Origin of the sequence: Micromonospora cynarisoli, from assembly GCF_030518815.1 — a bacterium.
GTDB lineage: Bacteria > Actinomycetota > Actinomycetes > Mycobacteriales > Micromonosporaceae > Micromonospora > Micromonospora wenchangensis.
In genome coordinates this window covers 4752294-4765861 of record NZ_CP130426.1, presented here as the reverse complement: position 1 = coordinate 4765861, position 13568 = coordinate 4752294, and the positions used below count along the sequence as shown (strand labels likewise).

General features: G+C 70.0%; 12 protein-coding genes. 4 read left to right on the top strand and 8 right to left on the bottom strand.

Annotated elements, in window-relative coordinates:
- Positions 1 to 89 precede the first annotated feature (89 nt).
- From rplI to rpsF, 4 genes are all read right to left on the bottom strand, one after another.
- Positions 90 to 536 (bottom strand): 50S ribosomal protein L9, encoded by a 447-nt coding sequence (gene rplI / locus Q2K16_RS20585; protein WP_088643629.1) that lies wholly within the window; start codon positions 534 to 536, stop codon positions 90 to 92.
- 14 nt (positions 537 to 550) lie between these two features.
- Positions 551 to 790 carry a 30S ribosomal protein S18 gene (gene rpsR, locus Q2K16_RS20580; protein ID WP_007073789.1) on the bottom strand — a complete coding sequence of 80 codons (240 nt, stop codon included), beginning with the start codon at positions 788 to 790 and terminating at the stop codon, positions 551 to 553.
- A 41-nt stretch (positions 791 to 831) separates the two neighbouring features.
- The gene (locus Q2K16_RS20575; RefSeq protein ID WP_302739389.1) at positions 832 to 1368 is read right to left on the bottom strand and encodes a single-stranded DNA-binding protein; all 537 of its coding nucleotides are present in this window, start codon (positions 1366 to 1368) and stop codon (positions 832 to 834) included.
- Between the two features lie 78 nt (positions 1369 to 1446).
- Positions 1447 to 1737 (bottom strand): 30S ribosomal protein S6, encoded by a 291-nt coding sequence (rpsF, locus tag Q2K16_RS20570; RefSeq protein WP_088643630.1) that lies wholly within the window; start codon positions 1735 to 1737, stop codon positions 1447 to 1449.
- A 518-nt stretch (positions 1738 to 2255) separates the two neighbouring features.
- Here rpsF and Q2K16_RS20565 point away from each other — a divergent pair.
- Both Q2K16_RS20565 and Q2K16_RS20560 read left to right on the top strand, forming a co-directional pair.
- Positions 2256 to 3038, top strand: a complete 783-nt coding sequence (locus tag Q2K16_RS20565) for a deoxyribonuclease IV (RefSeq protein ID WP_302739387.1) — start codon at positions 2256 to 2258, stop codon at positions 3036 to 3038.
- A 6-nt stretch (positions 3039 to 3044) separates the two neighbouring features.
- A complete protein-coding gene (locus Q2K16_RS20560) occupies positions 3045 to 5237 on the top strand; it encodes a hypothetical protein (protein WP_302739386.1) in 2193 nt (730 codons plus the stop codon).
- Between the two features lie 132 nt (positions 5238 to 5369).
- Here the strand turns inward: Q2K16_RS20560 and Q2K16_RS20555 are convergent, their stop codons facing one another.
- From Q2K16_RS20555 to Q2K16_RS20545, 3 genes are all read right to left on the bottom strand, one after another.
- Positions 5370 to 6872, bottom strand: a complete 1503-nt coding sequence (locus Q2K16_RS20555) for a glycosyltransferase family 87 protein (RefSeq protein ID WP_302739385.1) — start codon at positions 6870 to 6872, stop codon at positions 5370 to 5372.
- A gap of 165 nt (positions 6873 to 7037) precedes the next feature.
- Complete coding sequence (locus tag Q2K16_RS20550; RefSeq protein ID WP_302739384.1) at positions 7038 to 9971, bottom strand: transglycosylase domain-containing protein; 2934 nt, start codon at positions 9969 to 9971, stop codon at positions 7038 to 7040.
- Positions 9972 to 10168: 197 nt separating this feature from the next.
- On the bottom strand, positions 10169 to 10615 hold the full coding sequence (locus Q2K16_RS20545) for a DUF5318 domain-containing protein (protein ID WP_302739383.1): 447 nt from the start codon (positions 10613 to 10615) through the stop codon (positions 10169 to 10171).
- A gap of 175 nt (positions 10616 to 10790) precedes the next feature.
- Between Q2K16_RS20545 and Q2K16_RS20540 the strand changes: the two genes are divergently transcribed.
- Entirely contained in the window at positions 10791 to 11429 is a 639-nt protein-coding gene (locus Q2K16_RS20540) for a PadR family transcriptional regulator (RefSeq protein WP_302739381.1), read from the top strand.
- A 23-nt stretch (positions 11430 to 11452) separates the two neighbouring features.
- On the top strand, positions 11453 to 12532 hold the full coding sequence (locus Q2K16_RS20535; RefSeq protein WP_302739380.1) for an inositol-3-phosphate synthase: 1080 nt from the start codon (positions 11453 to 11455) through the stop codon (positions 12530 to 12532).
- A 272-nt stretch (positions 12533 to 12804) separates the two neighbouring features.
- On the opposite strand, the gene Q2K16_RS20530 is transcribed toward Q2K16_RS20535, so the two are convergent.
- Positions 12805 to 13200 (bottom strand): peptidase inhibitor family I36 protein, encoded by a 396-nt coding sequence (locus tag Q2K16_RS20530; protein ID WP_302739378.1) that lies wholly within the window; start codon positions 13198 to 13200, stop codon positions 12805 to 12807.
- Positions 13201 to 13568 lie beyond the last annotated feature (368 nt).

Below are 13568 nucleotides of genomic sequence, written 5' to 3'. Positions count from 1 at the left end.
ACACCGGTGCGACGTCGTCGTGGGAAGTGCGTGGTGGCCCGCACCTGAGTCCGGTGCGGGCCACCACGGGTGGTGCCTGGTGCGTTGGGTCAGCCCTGGACGACGTTGAGGTCGAACGTGGCGGACACCTCAGGGTGCAGCTTGATCTTCACCGGGTAGGAGCCGGTCGACTTGATGTGACCGGGCATCTCCAGCCGACGACGGTCGAGCACCGGGCCACCGGCCGCCTTGACGGCGTCGATGACCTCGGCCGGGGTGACCGAGCCGAAGAGCCGACCGCCGTCACCGGCGCGGACCTTCAGGCTGACCTTCAGACCTTCGAGCTGGCCCTTGACCTCGTTGGCGTGGCCCAGGTCGCGGATCTCCCGGGCCGAACGGGCCCGCTTGATGACCGTGACCTGCTTCTCCGCGCCCTTGGTCCAGCTGATCGCGAAGCCCTGCGGCAGCAGGTAGTTACGGCCGTAGCCGTTCTTGACCTCGACGATGTCGCCGGGGGCACCGAGACCGGAAACTTCCTGGGTCAGGATGATCTTCATGTCGGTGCCTCCTCTCAGCGGGCCGTGGCGGTGTACGGCAGGAGCGCCATCTCGCGGGCGTTCTTGACCGCACGGGCGATCTGCCGCTGCTGCTGGGAGGTGACCCCGGTCACCCGCCGAGCGCGGATCTTGCCGCGGTCGGAGATGAACTTGCGCAGCAGCGCGGTGTCCTTGTAATCGATATAGGTAATCCCGTCCTTGTCGAGCGGGTTCACCTTCTTCTTCGGCTTGCGAAGTGCCGCAGCCTTGGCCATTGCACGTGCTCCTGGTTTGCGATCGCGGGCGCTCGGCGCCATTAGAACGGAGGCTCCTCGTCGAAGTTGCCGCCCGAACCACCGCGGGAGGAGGGGGCCGGAGCAGCAGACGCCCAGGGGTCGTCGAAGTTGCCTCCGCCGCCGCCCTGGTTGCCACCGCCACCGGAGCCGAAGCCACCACCGCCGCCACCGGAGCGCGACATCTTCTGCACCTTCGCCGTGGCGTAGCGCAGCGACGGGCCGATCTCGTCGACCTCAAGCTCGATGACGGTGCGCTTCTCGCCCTCGCGGGTCTCATACGACCGCTGGCGCAGCCGTCCCGAGACGATCACGCGGGCGCCGCGCTGGAGCGACTCGGCGACGTGCTCCGCCGCCTGCCGCCACACGGTGCAGGCCAGGAAGAGCGGCTCGCCGTCCTTCCATTCGTTGGTGGCCCTGTCCATGAACCGGGGCGTCGAAGCGACCCGGAACTTGGCGACCGCCGCACCGGACGGGGTGAACCGCAACTCGGGGTCATCGGTCAGATTGCCGATGACCGTGATGGTGGTGTCTCCTGCCATGACCATCTCCTCGCGCACTCATCGTTGCGTCGTACAGGTTCTCAGAACCGTCCGACATCTCCGACGAGGCTGATCCGGGCGAACCGGGTTGAATGCTTAGCGCATCTCCGGCCGGATGACCTTGGTGCGCAGCACGGACTCGTTCAGCCGCAGCTGGCGGTCGAGTTCGGCCACCGCCTCCGGCGTCGCCTGAAGGTCGACGACGGCGTAGATGCCCTCGGCCTTCTTGTTGATCTCGTACGCGAGGCGCCGGCGGCCCCACACGTCGGTCTTCTCCACCGAGCCACCCGCGGTCCGGATCACGTTCAGGTACGTGTCGAGCGACGGGGCGACGGTGCGCTCCTCGAGACTGGGATCGAGGATCACCATGACTTCGTAGTGACGCAAGACGTGCTCACCTCCTGTGGGCTAGGCGGCCACGGTCCTTCCGTGGCAGGAGGTCGTGCGTCGTGCCCGCCCCGCGCCGGGGGAACCCGACCGGACGCGGACAACCGGACCAGGATACCCGGTCCCGACGATCACCCCCGGGCAGGTCGACCCGGCCGGTCGAGGGTGGGGGACGACGACGGCGACAGGGGTCCGCCGCGACACCCGAAGGCCGACGGCGGACCCCTGTCCACGGGGCCGCGGGGCGTCCCGTCCGCATTCCTTGGGTGGGACCTGGGGAGGAACGACCACACCGATGAGGTTGGATCGAGGACACCCCGCGGAGCTTCATCCTGTTGTTATCTGATGATACAACGGCGATCGTCACGTGATAGCCGAATTGAAACTATTCGTCCGGCTGTCCCACTCCCCTCAACGATCGCCGGCCCCGACCGGTGACGCCGCACGGGAGCGGACGGCGCGACTTGCCCACGAGCGTCACCCCTCCCACGTCGGGGTCGGGACGTAGGCTCGCCTGCATGCGTATCGGAGCCCACGTCGACCAGGCCGACCCGTTGGCGGAGGCGGCCACCCGCGCCGCCGAGGCGGTGCAGTTCTTCCTCTCCGACCCGCAGGGCTGGCAGGCCCCGAAACCCCGGGAGGACGCCGACCGGCTGCGCGCCGCCGAGGTGGACGTCTACGTCCACGCCCCGTACGTCATCAACGTGGCCACCCGCAACAACCGCATCCGTATCCCCAGCCGCAAGCTCCTGCTGGGCCACGCCACCGCGGCGGCGCAGCTCGACGCCCGGGGGCTGATCGTGCACGGCGGCCACGTCAACGCCGGTGACGACCTCGCGGTCGGCTTCGACAACTGGCGCAAGACCTTCGCGTACGCGGCCGACTCCGGCGGGTTCCCCGTCCCGGTCCTGATCGAGAACACCGCGGGCGGCGACAACGCCTGCGCCCGGCGGCTCGACGCGCTGGCCCGGCTCTGGGACGCCCTCGGTGACTACGAGGTGGGCTTCTGCCTCGACACCTGCCACGCCCACGCCGGTGGCGAGGAACTGCTCGACCTGGTCGACCGGGTCAAGGCGATCACCGGCCGGATCGACCTGGTGCACGCGAACAACTCCAAGGGCGGGTTCAACTCCGGGCAGGACCGGCACGACAACCTCGACGGCGGCACCATCGACCCGGACCTGCTGGTGGCGGTGATCCGGGCGGCCGACGCCCCGGTCATCGTGGAGACCCCCGGCGGGGCGACCGGTCAGGGCGCGGACATCGCCTTCCTCCGCGAGCAGCTCGGCACGGGGAACTGAACGCCGATGACCACCAACGCGACGAGCGGCAGTCCGCCCCCACAGCAGCCCGGCGGCACGGACCCGACCCCCGGGGGCGGGACGGGGTCACCGCAGGACCGGCCGGCACCCGACGCGCGTGACAGCTCGGATCCGGGCAGGACCGACCCGCCCCCGGCCGTCGGAACCGACCCGAAACCCACCGGGGCCGGCACGGAGCCAACCGAGGGCCGGGCCGGGGGCGGAAAGGCTGAACCCGGGTCGGCCGGGGCGGAAGCTGCCGGGGCGACGAGTGCGGCAGCGGCCGACCGGACCGGCCCGACGCCCGACCGGACCGGCAAGCGCACCACCTGGAGGGACAGGTTCCGCAGAGGCGGGGCCGGGAGGGACGAGGCCGGTAAGGGCCGGAGTGACGGGCCGGCCGGAGGGGAGCAGCAGGGACCGGCCGCCGAGGCCGATCCGTGGACCTCGTTCGCGCCCGCACCGGAGCCGGTGCCCGGCCGCCCCGGACGGGCCGCCCGCGCCACCGGCCGGTTCCTGGTGCACGAGTGGACGCTCGCCACCCTCGCCTCGCTCGCCCTCGCCGTGGGGCTGACCTGGCCGACCCTGCGCTACCCGCGCTACACGCTCCCCCAGGACTACTGGGACCCGAGCCTGCAGGCGTGGCAGATGGCCTGGTCCGGGCACGCCCTGCGGACCAACCCGGGGCAGTTGTTCCAGTCCAACACGTTCTTCCCGGAACCGTGGAGCTTCGCCTTCTCCGACATGCTGCTCGGCTACGCCCCGGCCGGCCTGCTCGGCACCGGCCCGGACGACGCGGTGCTCCGCTACAACATCATGTTCGTGCTGGCCCACGCGATGGCCACCTTCGGGGCGTACGTGCTGGCCCGGCAGTTGGGCGCGGGCCGGATCGGATCGGCGGTCGCCGGGGTCAGCTACACGTACGCGCCGTGGCTGCTCGCCCAGGCGGGGCACCTGCACATCGTCTCCAACGGCGGTATCCCGCTGGCGCTGGCCATGCTGGCCCGGGGCCACGGCTGGTCACTGCGGCACGGTTACCGCCCCGAACGCCGCCGCGTCGGCTGGGCGTACGCCGGGTGGGTGGTGGCCGCCTGGCAGCTCAGCCTGGGTTTCGGCATCGGCCTGGTCTTCGCGTACGTCCTCGCGCTGATCCTGCTGGTCTCGGCGGTCGTGTGGTTCTGGCGGCGGCGACGGGTGCGGCGGCCCTTCGGTCGCCGGCTGTTCGTCGCCGACCTGGTCGGCGGGCTGCTCTTCGCCGCCGTCGGCGCGCTGCTGGCGGTGCCGTACTTCAAGGTCGCCGAGCTGCATCCGAACGCGGAACGCACGCTCGGCGACATCGGCGTCTACTCGCCACCGGCCAGCGGTTTCTTCACCGCGCCTGCCGAGTCGTGGATCTGGGGCGGGCTGCACGAGGGGGCGCGCGCCGCGTTGCCCTGGCACCCGGAGATGACGCTCCTGCCGGGCTTCGTGCTGTACGCGCTGGCGGCCGGTGGGCTCTTCTTCTCGGTGTGGCGGCTGCGGCACCGGCTGCTGATGCTCGCCGGGGTGATCGTCACCATGGTGCTCGCGATGGGGACCCGGTTCTTCGGCGGCACCTTCACCTACGCCCCGCTGTTCGAGCACCTGCCCGGATTCAACGGGCTGCGTACGCCGGGACGGATGATGCTCTGGACGACGCTGCTCCTCGGCCTGCTCGCGGCCGGTGCGGTGAGCGCCTTCGCCCGGCGGGTACGTGAGATCAGCGCCGACCGGGTGCCCGCCCGGCCGGCACCGTGGCTGCGGGCGGTCACCCTGCTGCCGCTGCTGCTGGTGCTGGTGGAGGGGCTGAACGACACACCGCACCCGGTGGTGCCGGAGCAGCCGGTGGCGATGCGCACGGTGGACGGTCCGCTGCTGGTGCTGCCCAGCGGCCAGAACCAGGACCAGCCGGTGATGCTCTGGTCGACCACCCGCTTCCAGCAGGTGGTCAACGGGGGCAGCGGCTTCACTCCGAAGCAGCTCGACGACGTGCGCCGGGTGTCGGCGGCCTTCCCCGACCAGACCAGCGTCGACTACCTGCGCACCCTCGGCGTGCGCAACGTGGTGGTGCTGCGGGACCAGATCGTCGGTACACCCTGGGAGGTGACCGTGGACGCGCCGGTCGAGCAGTTGGGCATCACCCGCCAACAGGTCGGCAACGCCGTGGTGTTCCGGCTCTGAGGTGGGTTGCGGTCGGGGTTTGCGGGGAGCCCGGCCGGCTCCGGGCGGTCAGGCTTGATCCCTGCGCCGGCTGGGCTCCCCGCAAACCTGACGGGCGCACGCCGTCTCGGACTTGCGCGTTGGTTGGGGGTTTCAGGCGGGGGCTGGTTCCGGTTCGGGGGTGGGGGTCCTACGGCGGAGTTTCGACAGCCAGGGGGCGTCGGGGGCACCGTCGAGCACGCCGCCGTCCGGGTCGTCGAGGTAGGTCTGGCGGACCGCGTCGCGCTCCGGGTGCAGGATGTCCTTGACGATCAGGACGCAGAGCACCACCACCGTGCCGAGCCGCAGCGACGAGGCCAGCACGAAGACCCCCTCGGGGAAGACCGGGCGACTGGTGGCCGAGCCGAGGAGTTCGCCGTAGAAGGCGACGAAGTAGCACACCTCGGCGAACTGCCAGGCGAGGAAAGCCCCCCAGCGGGGACGGGCGAGCACCGCAAGCGGCAGCAGCCAGAGCACGAACTGCTGCGACCAGACCTTGCTGAAGATCAGGAAGGCGGCCACCACCAGGAACGCGAGCTGGGCCAGCCGGGGCCGTCGGGGTGCCCGCAGGGCCAGTACGGCCACGCCGATGCAGGCCAGCCCGAACAGGGCGTACGACAGGTTGTTCAGGGTCGGGATGTTGGCGTTCAGCCACTGGAACGGGCCCTGGTCGCCGGGGTTGCCGGTGTTCACCTTGCCGTCGAGGTACCGCCCGATGTACCACAGCGTGCCCCAGTCGATGGGCCGGGTGGTGTTCAGCTCGAAGAACCGTCCCCAGTTGTCGGGGTAGCGGATCGCCGTCGGCAGGTTCACCGCGACCAGCGCGACCAGGCCGGTGGCGACGGCGGTGAGCGCGGCCCGTAGCCGACCGGCGCGCAGGCCGAGGATCAGGATCGGGCCGAGCAGGAACAGCGGCCACATCTTCGCCGCGCCGCCCAGGCCGAGCAGGACGCCGGCCAGGGCGGGTTGTCGTTTCGCCCAGGCGGCCAGCCCGAAGGCGGCGAGCCCGATGGCGAGGAAGTCCCAGTTGACGGTGGCGGTGAGGAACAACGCCGGGGCCAGGGCGAACAGGGCCCCGTCCCAGGGTCGTCGGCGGCGCAGGGCGAGGATCACCCCGACGGTGGCGACGGCGAGCGCGCCGAGGGTCAACGCGTTGGCGTTGTAGAACCAGCGCCCCTGGTTGATCGTCGGGTCGTCGACGCCGAGCGAGTGCACCGGCAGGCCGAGCGCGCCCATCATGTAGCCGGTGAGCACCGGATACTCGACCGGGTGGTCCCGGTAGGGGACCTTGCCCTCGTGCAGGCCCTCGGCGTAGTAGAGGGCCAGCACGTCGGTGTAGCACATCCGGGTGTACTGGATGTTGTTCTGCCAGGCACCGTTCTGGCAGGGCGCCTTCTGCACCCAGTGCAGGGCCAGGGTCAGGCAGGCCAGGGCCAGCACGATCCGGGCGGCCGTCCAGAACCGGCTCTCCCGGCCGGCGGGCCGGTCGAGGGCGACGGCGTGGTCGCCGAGCGGTCCGCCGATCGCCTCGGAGACGCCTCGGACGAAGCCGTCCGATCGGGACGGGTGGTCGCTGCTCCCGGCGTCGTCGATGCCGGCCGTCGGCTGGGTGCTCATGAGAATGCATCCTGCCCTATGAATGGCTCCCGGACGAGCAGCATGTCGCGGTGCGGAATTCGTTCGCCCGACGCGGCCCGCCCGATCCGTGACATGCCGCTGCCGGCGACCGCAGGTCTGCGGGTCGCCGGCAGCGGAATAGATGCTCGTCAGTGCAGGGTCGGATCAGTCCCGGGTGCGTGGGGTCGGCAGCAGGCCGGCGCCGTTCCCGCCGTTCTGGCCGGGGAGGTTCTGGTTGGGCGGGTTCGGCGGATCGCCCCCCTGGTTACCGCCCTGGTTCCCACCGGGGTTGTTGCCCCCCTGGTTACCGCCCTGGTTGCCACCCGGGTTGTTGCCCCCCTGGTTACCGCCCCCGAGGAGGCACTGCAGGTCGGTCGGGGCGCAGTTCTGGCCGTTCGGGTTCGGCGGCGGCGGTGGGGGCGGCGGCGGGGTGCCGTTGCCGGACTCCGGGTCGCCGACGTTCGCCGCCGGCGGGAAGTCCAGCTTGTCCTCGCCCTTGAGCGCGCCGTTCATGACCCGTTCCCAGATCTCGCCGGGCATGGTGGCACCGCTGATGTTGTCGCCGTTGTTCAGCCTGATCGCTTCCCGCTTGCCCTTGTTGCCCACCCAGACGGCGGTGGCGAGCTGCGGGGTGTACCCGATGGTCCAGGCGTCACCGTTCTGGGTGGTGCCCTCCTTGAGCTCCCAGGTGCCGGTCTTGGCGGTCGCCTTCCGGCCGTCCGCCAGGGTGTGGTTGATCCGGCCCGGGTAGTCCTTCAGCACGTCGGTCACGTCGGCGACCACGTCCGGGTTGATCCGCTTCTGCGGCTTGAGTTGCTCGCCGCCGAGCTTCTCCCACTTGCCGGTCTCCTTGTTCTGCTTCTCGGCGGAGATCAGGAAGTGGGCCTTGTTGTAGATGCCCTTGTTGGCGAAGGTGGCGATGCCGTTGGCGTGGTCGAGCACGGTGATCGGGTACTGGCCGTAGGCGACCACGTGGTAGAAGGGGTCGGGTGCCAGGTCGGCGGCCTTCTCCTTGGTCAGGTCGTGCCCCTTCGGCGGGTTCACGTTGGTCTGCCACATCATGCTGACACCGGCCTTGGCCGCCATGTCGACGATCTTGTCAGGCCCGATGTCCAGGCTGACGTGGTAGAACGGCACGTTCAACGACTTGAGCGTGGACTCCCGCAGCGTGCAGGAGTCACCACAGCTGGGGTTGTCGGTGCCGGCGTTGCTGACCCGGAACTTCACGCCCTCCGGGGTGAACGCCCGGCCCTTCCACCGCGACTCGACGGACTTGCCGGCCTCCAGCGCCGCCGCCAGCGTGTAGATCTTGAAGCTGGAGCCGGGCGAGTGCCCACCGGTGACGTTGCCGTTGGTGTCGGTGTTGGTGCCGGCGTAGTCGGTACCGGTGCCGTCGTCCCCGCCGTAGTAGCCGAGCACCCGGCCGTTGCGCGGGTCGATGGAGACCACGGCGGCCATCAGGTTCTTGCGGGCGCCGTCCAGCTCCGAGCCCTTGGTGCTGCGCTGGGCGGCACCGGTGACGGCCTTCTGCACCTTGTTGTCGATCGTGGTCCTGATCCGGTAACCACCCTCGCGGAGCATCGCCGAACAGCGCGGCTTACGCTCGGTCACTTCCGCGTCGTTGTCGGTGCAGAGCTTCTTCTCCCGCATCTCCGCCGACACGTAGTTGATGACGTTGCCGATCGGGGTGTTGACCCCGAACTTGACGCCCGACCGGGATTCCTTGGGGGTCTGCAACGTCTTCGTCGGGTACTCCGTCGGATGCGCCGGCCGGCCGGGGGCGTCGACCCAGCGCATCTCGATCATGTTCTTGATGACGTAGTCCCAGCGGCTCTTGGCGTCGGTGGGGTTGATCGACGGGTCGAAGCCCTTGTGCGTGCTGCTCGGCTCCGGCTGCTTGATCAACGCGGCGAGCACGGCGGCCTCGGCCACGTCGACCTTCGAGACCGACTTGCCGAAGTACGCCCACGCCGCCGCCTCGATGCCGTACGCGTTGCGACCGAAGTAGATGGTGTTGAGGTAGTGCTCCATGATCTGTTCCTTGGTGAACTGATCGTTGAGCTTGGAGGCGACGATCGCCTCCTTCACCTTCCGCGCGTACGAGTCGTCCTGGAGGTTCTCGTAGGCGTTGCGGGCGTACTGCTGGGTGATCGTCGAGGCGCCTTGCTTGTCACCGTTGGAGAGGTTGTTCCAGGCGGCGCGGGCGATGCCCTTGTAGTCGACACCGGCGTGCTCGTAGAAGTTCTTGTCCTCCGCCGCCGCCACCGCGTCCCGCATGTGCTGCGGGATCTGGTTGATCGAGACGAAGGTGCGGTTCTGCTCGCCGACCTTGGCGATGACCGTCTTGTTGTCGCTCGCGTAGATGGTCGTGGCGAGCGGCAGCTTGATCTGGTTCGGCAGCACCACGGTGGTGGAGTAGTAGGTGAACCCCACCACACCGAGGCCGGCGAGCATGATGAACACCGCGAAGCTGGCGATCAACAGGTTGATCCGCTTGCGTCGCTTCGCCCGCGCCATCGCGTCCGGGTCACCCGGACCGCGCCCACGGCCACCACCCGCGCCGCCGTAGCCACGTCCCGGACCGTTCGGCCCGTTCGGGCCACCCGGCCCGCCGCCGACCTGCGCGACGCCGGCCCGGGCCACGGAGGCCCGCCCGGCGGAGCCGACCGAGGCCGCGCCGACGCTGGCCCGGCCCGCTGAGGCCGTACCGACCGAGGCCCGGCCGGCCGGTCCGCCCGCCGGGGAGACCGGCACCGACGCCCGACCGGGGCCACCCCATCCGGGCGAGGCCGGGGAGACCGGTACGGAGGCCCGCCCCGGAGCGGCCGGCGAGACCGGCACCGAGGCCCGGCCCGGGACGGCCCGGCCGACGGAGGCCGATCCGGCGGCGCCGCCTGTCGCGCGCGGCGGCGGGACCGCAGCCGAGGCCCGCCCGGTGGGCCCGGCACCGCCGACCGAGGCCCGGCCCGCCGGGGCCGAGCCCCGGGCGTCACCGCCCCGTCGGGGGTACCCGTCGTCCGCCCCCGGTCCGGGGCCGCCGTTCGAACCCGGTACCTGGGCCCGCGCACGCGGGGAACTGGGATCGCCGTACGAGTTCATTCCTCACACCCTGCCGGTCGCGGTGGGACGCGGGGGCGTCACCACCGGGTTGCCGTGAGTTGACACACGCGTCGAGAGGCCGGCGCGGAGCCGGGGACGCGCTGCAAATTCCACATCTTTCGGGCCATTCGGGCCGAGGGGCCGCCGGTCGCAGTGACTGTGTCGTACGCCACCCGAGTCGACCGGATCAGCCAGGTTCACCGTTGCGCCTCTCGCCTTCGCCCCTGCGTGGCAGCGGTGGGGGCGTCCGCCGCACCCTGCTCCGGGCCGCCCTCGGCCAGCCCGTCCCGGCCGAGCAGGAACTGCTCGACGAGATGGTTCCAGTCACAGCCGAGGCACACCTCCACCACGAAGACCTGGAACTCACGCAGCGTCATCGCCAGCACGGGCAATTCGGCCAGGGAACGCGCCTGGCCGGCCGACTGCCTGAGTTCGTCCCCGTAAATGTAGTGGACGTGGATCAGGTTCTCGCTCCGGCAGATCGGACACCGCTGCTCGGTCGGTTCGCCGTGGAAGCGGGCCGCGTTCTTCAGGTACGGCGACGCGTCGCAGACGTCGTACGTGCCGACCCGCCCGGCGTGGAGGTCACGCAGCACTGCCCGCTTCTGGAGCGAGTAGTCGACCACCTGGCGAGACGTACGCATGCGGCAAAGGGTACGCGCTCCGGTCGGGTGGGGCGACCACCGTCACGATCCGTGAAGAGGTCGGCGCGCAACGGGGGTTTGCCCGGACGCCGATGGAGGTACTAACGTGCGATGTATCGGTCCGATACATCGAGGCGGTTGACCTGTCGCCCCGACGGCAGGGGAAGGGTGGCCCGTGCTGGAACTCGCCATCCTCGGCCTCCTCCAGGAGTCCCCGATGCACGGCTACGAACTCCGCAAGGAGCTCGCCGCCAAGCTCGGCGCCATCCGGGCGGCGATCAGCTACGGCTCGCTGTATCCGACCCTGCGCCGGTTGCAGGCGGCGGGTTGGATCACCGAGGCGGCCGGGACACCCGCCACCGCCGAGGAGGTTCCCGCGCTGACCAGCCGGCGCGGCCGGGTGGTCTACAAGATCACCGCGGAGGGCAAGGAACGGTTCGCCCAGCTGATCGCCCAGGCCGGGCCGGAGACGTACGACGACACGGGTTTCGGCGTGCACTTCGCGTTCTTCGCCCGCACCGACCAGGCGACCCGGCTGCGCATCCTGGAGGGCCGCCGGCGCACGATCGAGGAACGTCGCGAAGGACTTCGGGACGTGCTGGGCCGGGCGGCCGAGCGGCTCGACGCGTACACCCTGGAACTGCAACGCCACGGCCTCGACGCCTGCGAGCGTGAGGTCCGCTGGCTGGAGGAGCTCATCGCCAACGAGCGCTCCGGCCGTGCCCCGACCGCCCCGCGATCCGGGGTGGCCGACGGTCCACGAGACAACAACAGCCCGCCTCCGCCTGGAGAGTCCAGGAAAGAGCGGCCGTGATGAAGAAGAAGGAGGCAGACGCTATGGGCTCCGTCCGCGTCGCCATCGTCGGTGTGGGTAACTGCGCCTCGTCCCTCGTGCAGGGCGTGGAGTACTACCGCAACGCCGACCCGAACGACCGCGTCCCGGGTCTCATGCACGTCACCTTCGGCGACTACCACGTCTCGGACGTGGACTTTGTCGCGGCGTTCGACGTGGACGCCAAGAAGGTCGGCATGGACCTCGCCGAGGCGATCGTGGCCAGCGAGAACAACACCATCAAGCTCTGCGACGTGCCGCCCACCGGCGTCACCGTGCAGCGCGGCCCGACCTTCGACGGCCTGGGCCAGTACTACCGCGAGATCATCGAGGAGTCGGACGCCGAGGCGGTCGACGTCGTCAAGGCGCTGCGCGACGCCCGCGCCGAGGTGGTCGTCTGCTACCTGCCTGTCGGTTCCGAGCAGGCGGCCAAGTTCTACGCCCAGGCCGCGATCGACGCCGGCTGCGCCTTCGTCAACGCGCTGCCGGTCTTCATCGCCTCCGACCCGCAGTGGGCGCAGAAGTTCACCGACGCCGGCCTGCCGATCGTCGGTGACGACATCAAGAGCCAGGTCGGCGCCACCATCGTGCACCGCGCGCTGGCGAAGCTGTTCGAGGACCGTGGGGTCGAGCTGCTGCGCACCTACCAGCTCAACTTCGGCGGCAACATGGACTTCATGAACATGTTGGAGCGCAACCGGCTGGTCTCGAAGAAGATCTCGAAGACCCAGTCGGTCACGTCCCAGATCCCGCACGAGATGGTCAAGAGCGACGTGCACATCGGCCCGTCGGACCACGTGCCGTGGCTGGACGACCGCAAGTGGGCGTACATCCGCCTGGAGGGTCGTTCCTTCGGTGACACCCCGCTCAACGCCGAGCTGAAGCTGGAGGTGTGGGACTCGCCGAACTCGGCGGGTGTCATCATCGACGCCGTCCGGGCCGCGAAGATCGCGCTGGACCGCAAGATCGGTGGCCCGATCCTGTCGGCCTCCTCGTACTTTATGAAGTCCCCGCCGGTCCAGTACGCCGACCACGACGCGCACGCCGCCGTCGAGGGCTTCATCACCGGCGACGTCGAGCGCTGACGCGCCGACACACCGCACCGGCGAGGGCCGGGTCCGCACGGACCCGGCCCTCGCCGTCGCACCCCGGACGCTCCTCCGGGTACGACGCCAGCCGCCGGCAGAGGTCCGCCGCCGGAAGGTCACGCTGATTCCAGGATGTAGCGGCCTCCCGGCGACCACCAGCCACTACATCCTGGTTCGAGCGCGGTCTCGCCCCGGGGCCGCCCGAGCCGCCCCGGGCACCGGGGCCACACGGACGGTATCGGCGGTCGGTCCGAGGGGCTGATGCGCGTTCAACAGGCCCGGTAGACCTTGTCCGCCCTGTTCTGCTTCGGATAGACATCGCTTATGGATCTCTTCGAGGCGCTCACCGTGAAAAGCGGAGTGCCGTTGCTCTCGTAGAACGTCACCGAACCGCTTTTCAGGTTGTAGTAGACCGCTTCGGTGCGATTCTGCCAGCCCCAGGTGGCCAGGTTCTGCCAGCCGCAGTCGGAGAGCTTCCCGTAGGGGGTGCCGAATCGCACGTCGTCGTAGAAGCAGAACCACCCTTCCGGGCAACTGGGGGCGGCGAGAACACCTGGCGAGGTCCCCGATGCCGCAGCCGCAGGGGTCGCAGCCGAGAAGCTGCCGAATATGATCAGGAAATTGATCATCACGCCGGCCAACAGGCGGCGAACGGCACGGATCATGGTGGCTTCCCTCCCTCGGTCAGGCGACAGCAGGGCAGGCCAGGAGCACCTGAGTGAACACTCCGAGATCGAGCGGCGACGCTCCGTGACGCCCGTTGGTTCAGGGTAGGGTCGTGCCACGAATGATCGCCAGGCCAGAAGGGGATCCTGATCGACTACAGGACTCGTCGATCATCGATGTTCGCTAAACTATTTGCCGCCTCGGACCGGGCGGCCCAGACCCGTCCCCGGCGATCAAGGGCAGGACCATGCCGGACCGGCCCGTCGGCAACCGGTCACCGGCACCATCCGTGCCGGAAACCGCCGCCGTCGACGTCATTCTTCACATGGCGCATCGCTCGTTCGCCTTTTCCGGGCCGCGTTTCTGA

Coding starts and splice junctions, on each gene's coding strand:
- rplI (WP_088643629.1), bottom strand. CDS start 536: ATGAAGATCATCCTGACCCAGGAAGTTTCCGGTCTCGGTGCCCCCGGC.
- rpsR (WP_007073789.1), bottom strand. CDS start 790: ATGGCCAAGGCTGCGGCACTTCGCAAGCCGAAGAAGAAGGTGAACCCG.
- Q2K16_RS20565 (WP_302739387.1), top strand. CDS start 2,256: ATGCGTATCGGAGCCCACGTCGACCAGGCCGACCCGTTGGCGGAGGCG.
- Q2K16_RS20560 (WP_302739386.1), top strand. CDS start 3,045: ATGACCACCAACGCGACGAGCGGCAGTCCGCCCCCACAGCAGCCCGGC.
- Q2K16_RS20555 (WP_302739385.1), bottom strand. CDS start 6,872: ATGAGCACCCAGCCGACGGCCGGCATCGACGACGCCGGGAGCAGCGAC.
- Q2K16_RS20550 (WP_302739384.1), bottom strand. CDS start 9,971: ATGAACTCGTACGGCGATCCCAGTTCCCCGCGTGCGCGGGCCCAGGTA.
- Q2K16_RS20545 (WP_302739383.1), bottom strand. CDS start 10,615: ATGCGTACGTCTCGCCAGGTGGTCGACTACTCGCTCCAGAAGCGGGCA.
- Q2K16_RS20535 (WP_302739380.1), top strand. CDS start 11,453: ATGGGCTCCGTCCGCGTCGCCATCGTCGGTGTGGGTAACTGCGCCTCG.
- Q2K16_RS20530 (WP_302739378.1), bottom strand. CDS start 13,200: ATGATCCGTGCCGTTCGCCGCCTGTTGGCCGGCGTGATGATCAATTTC.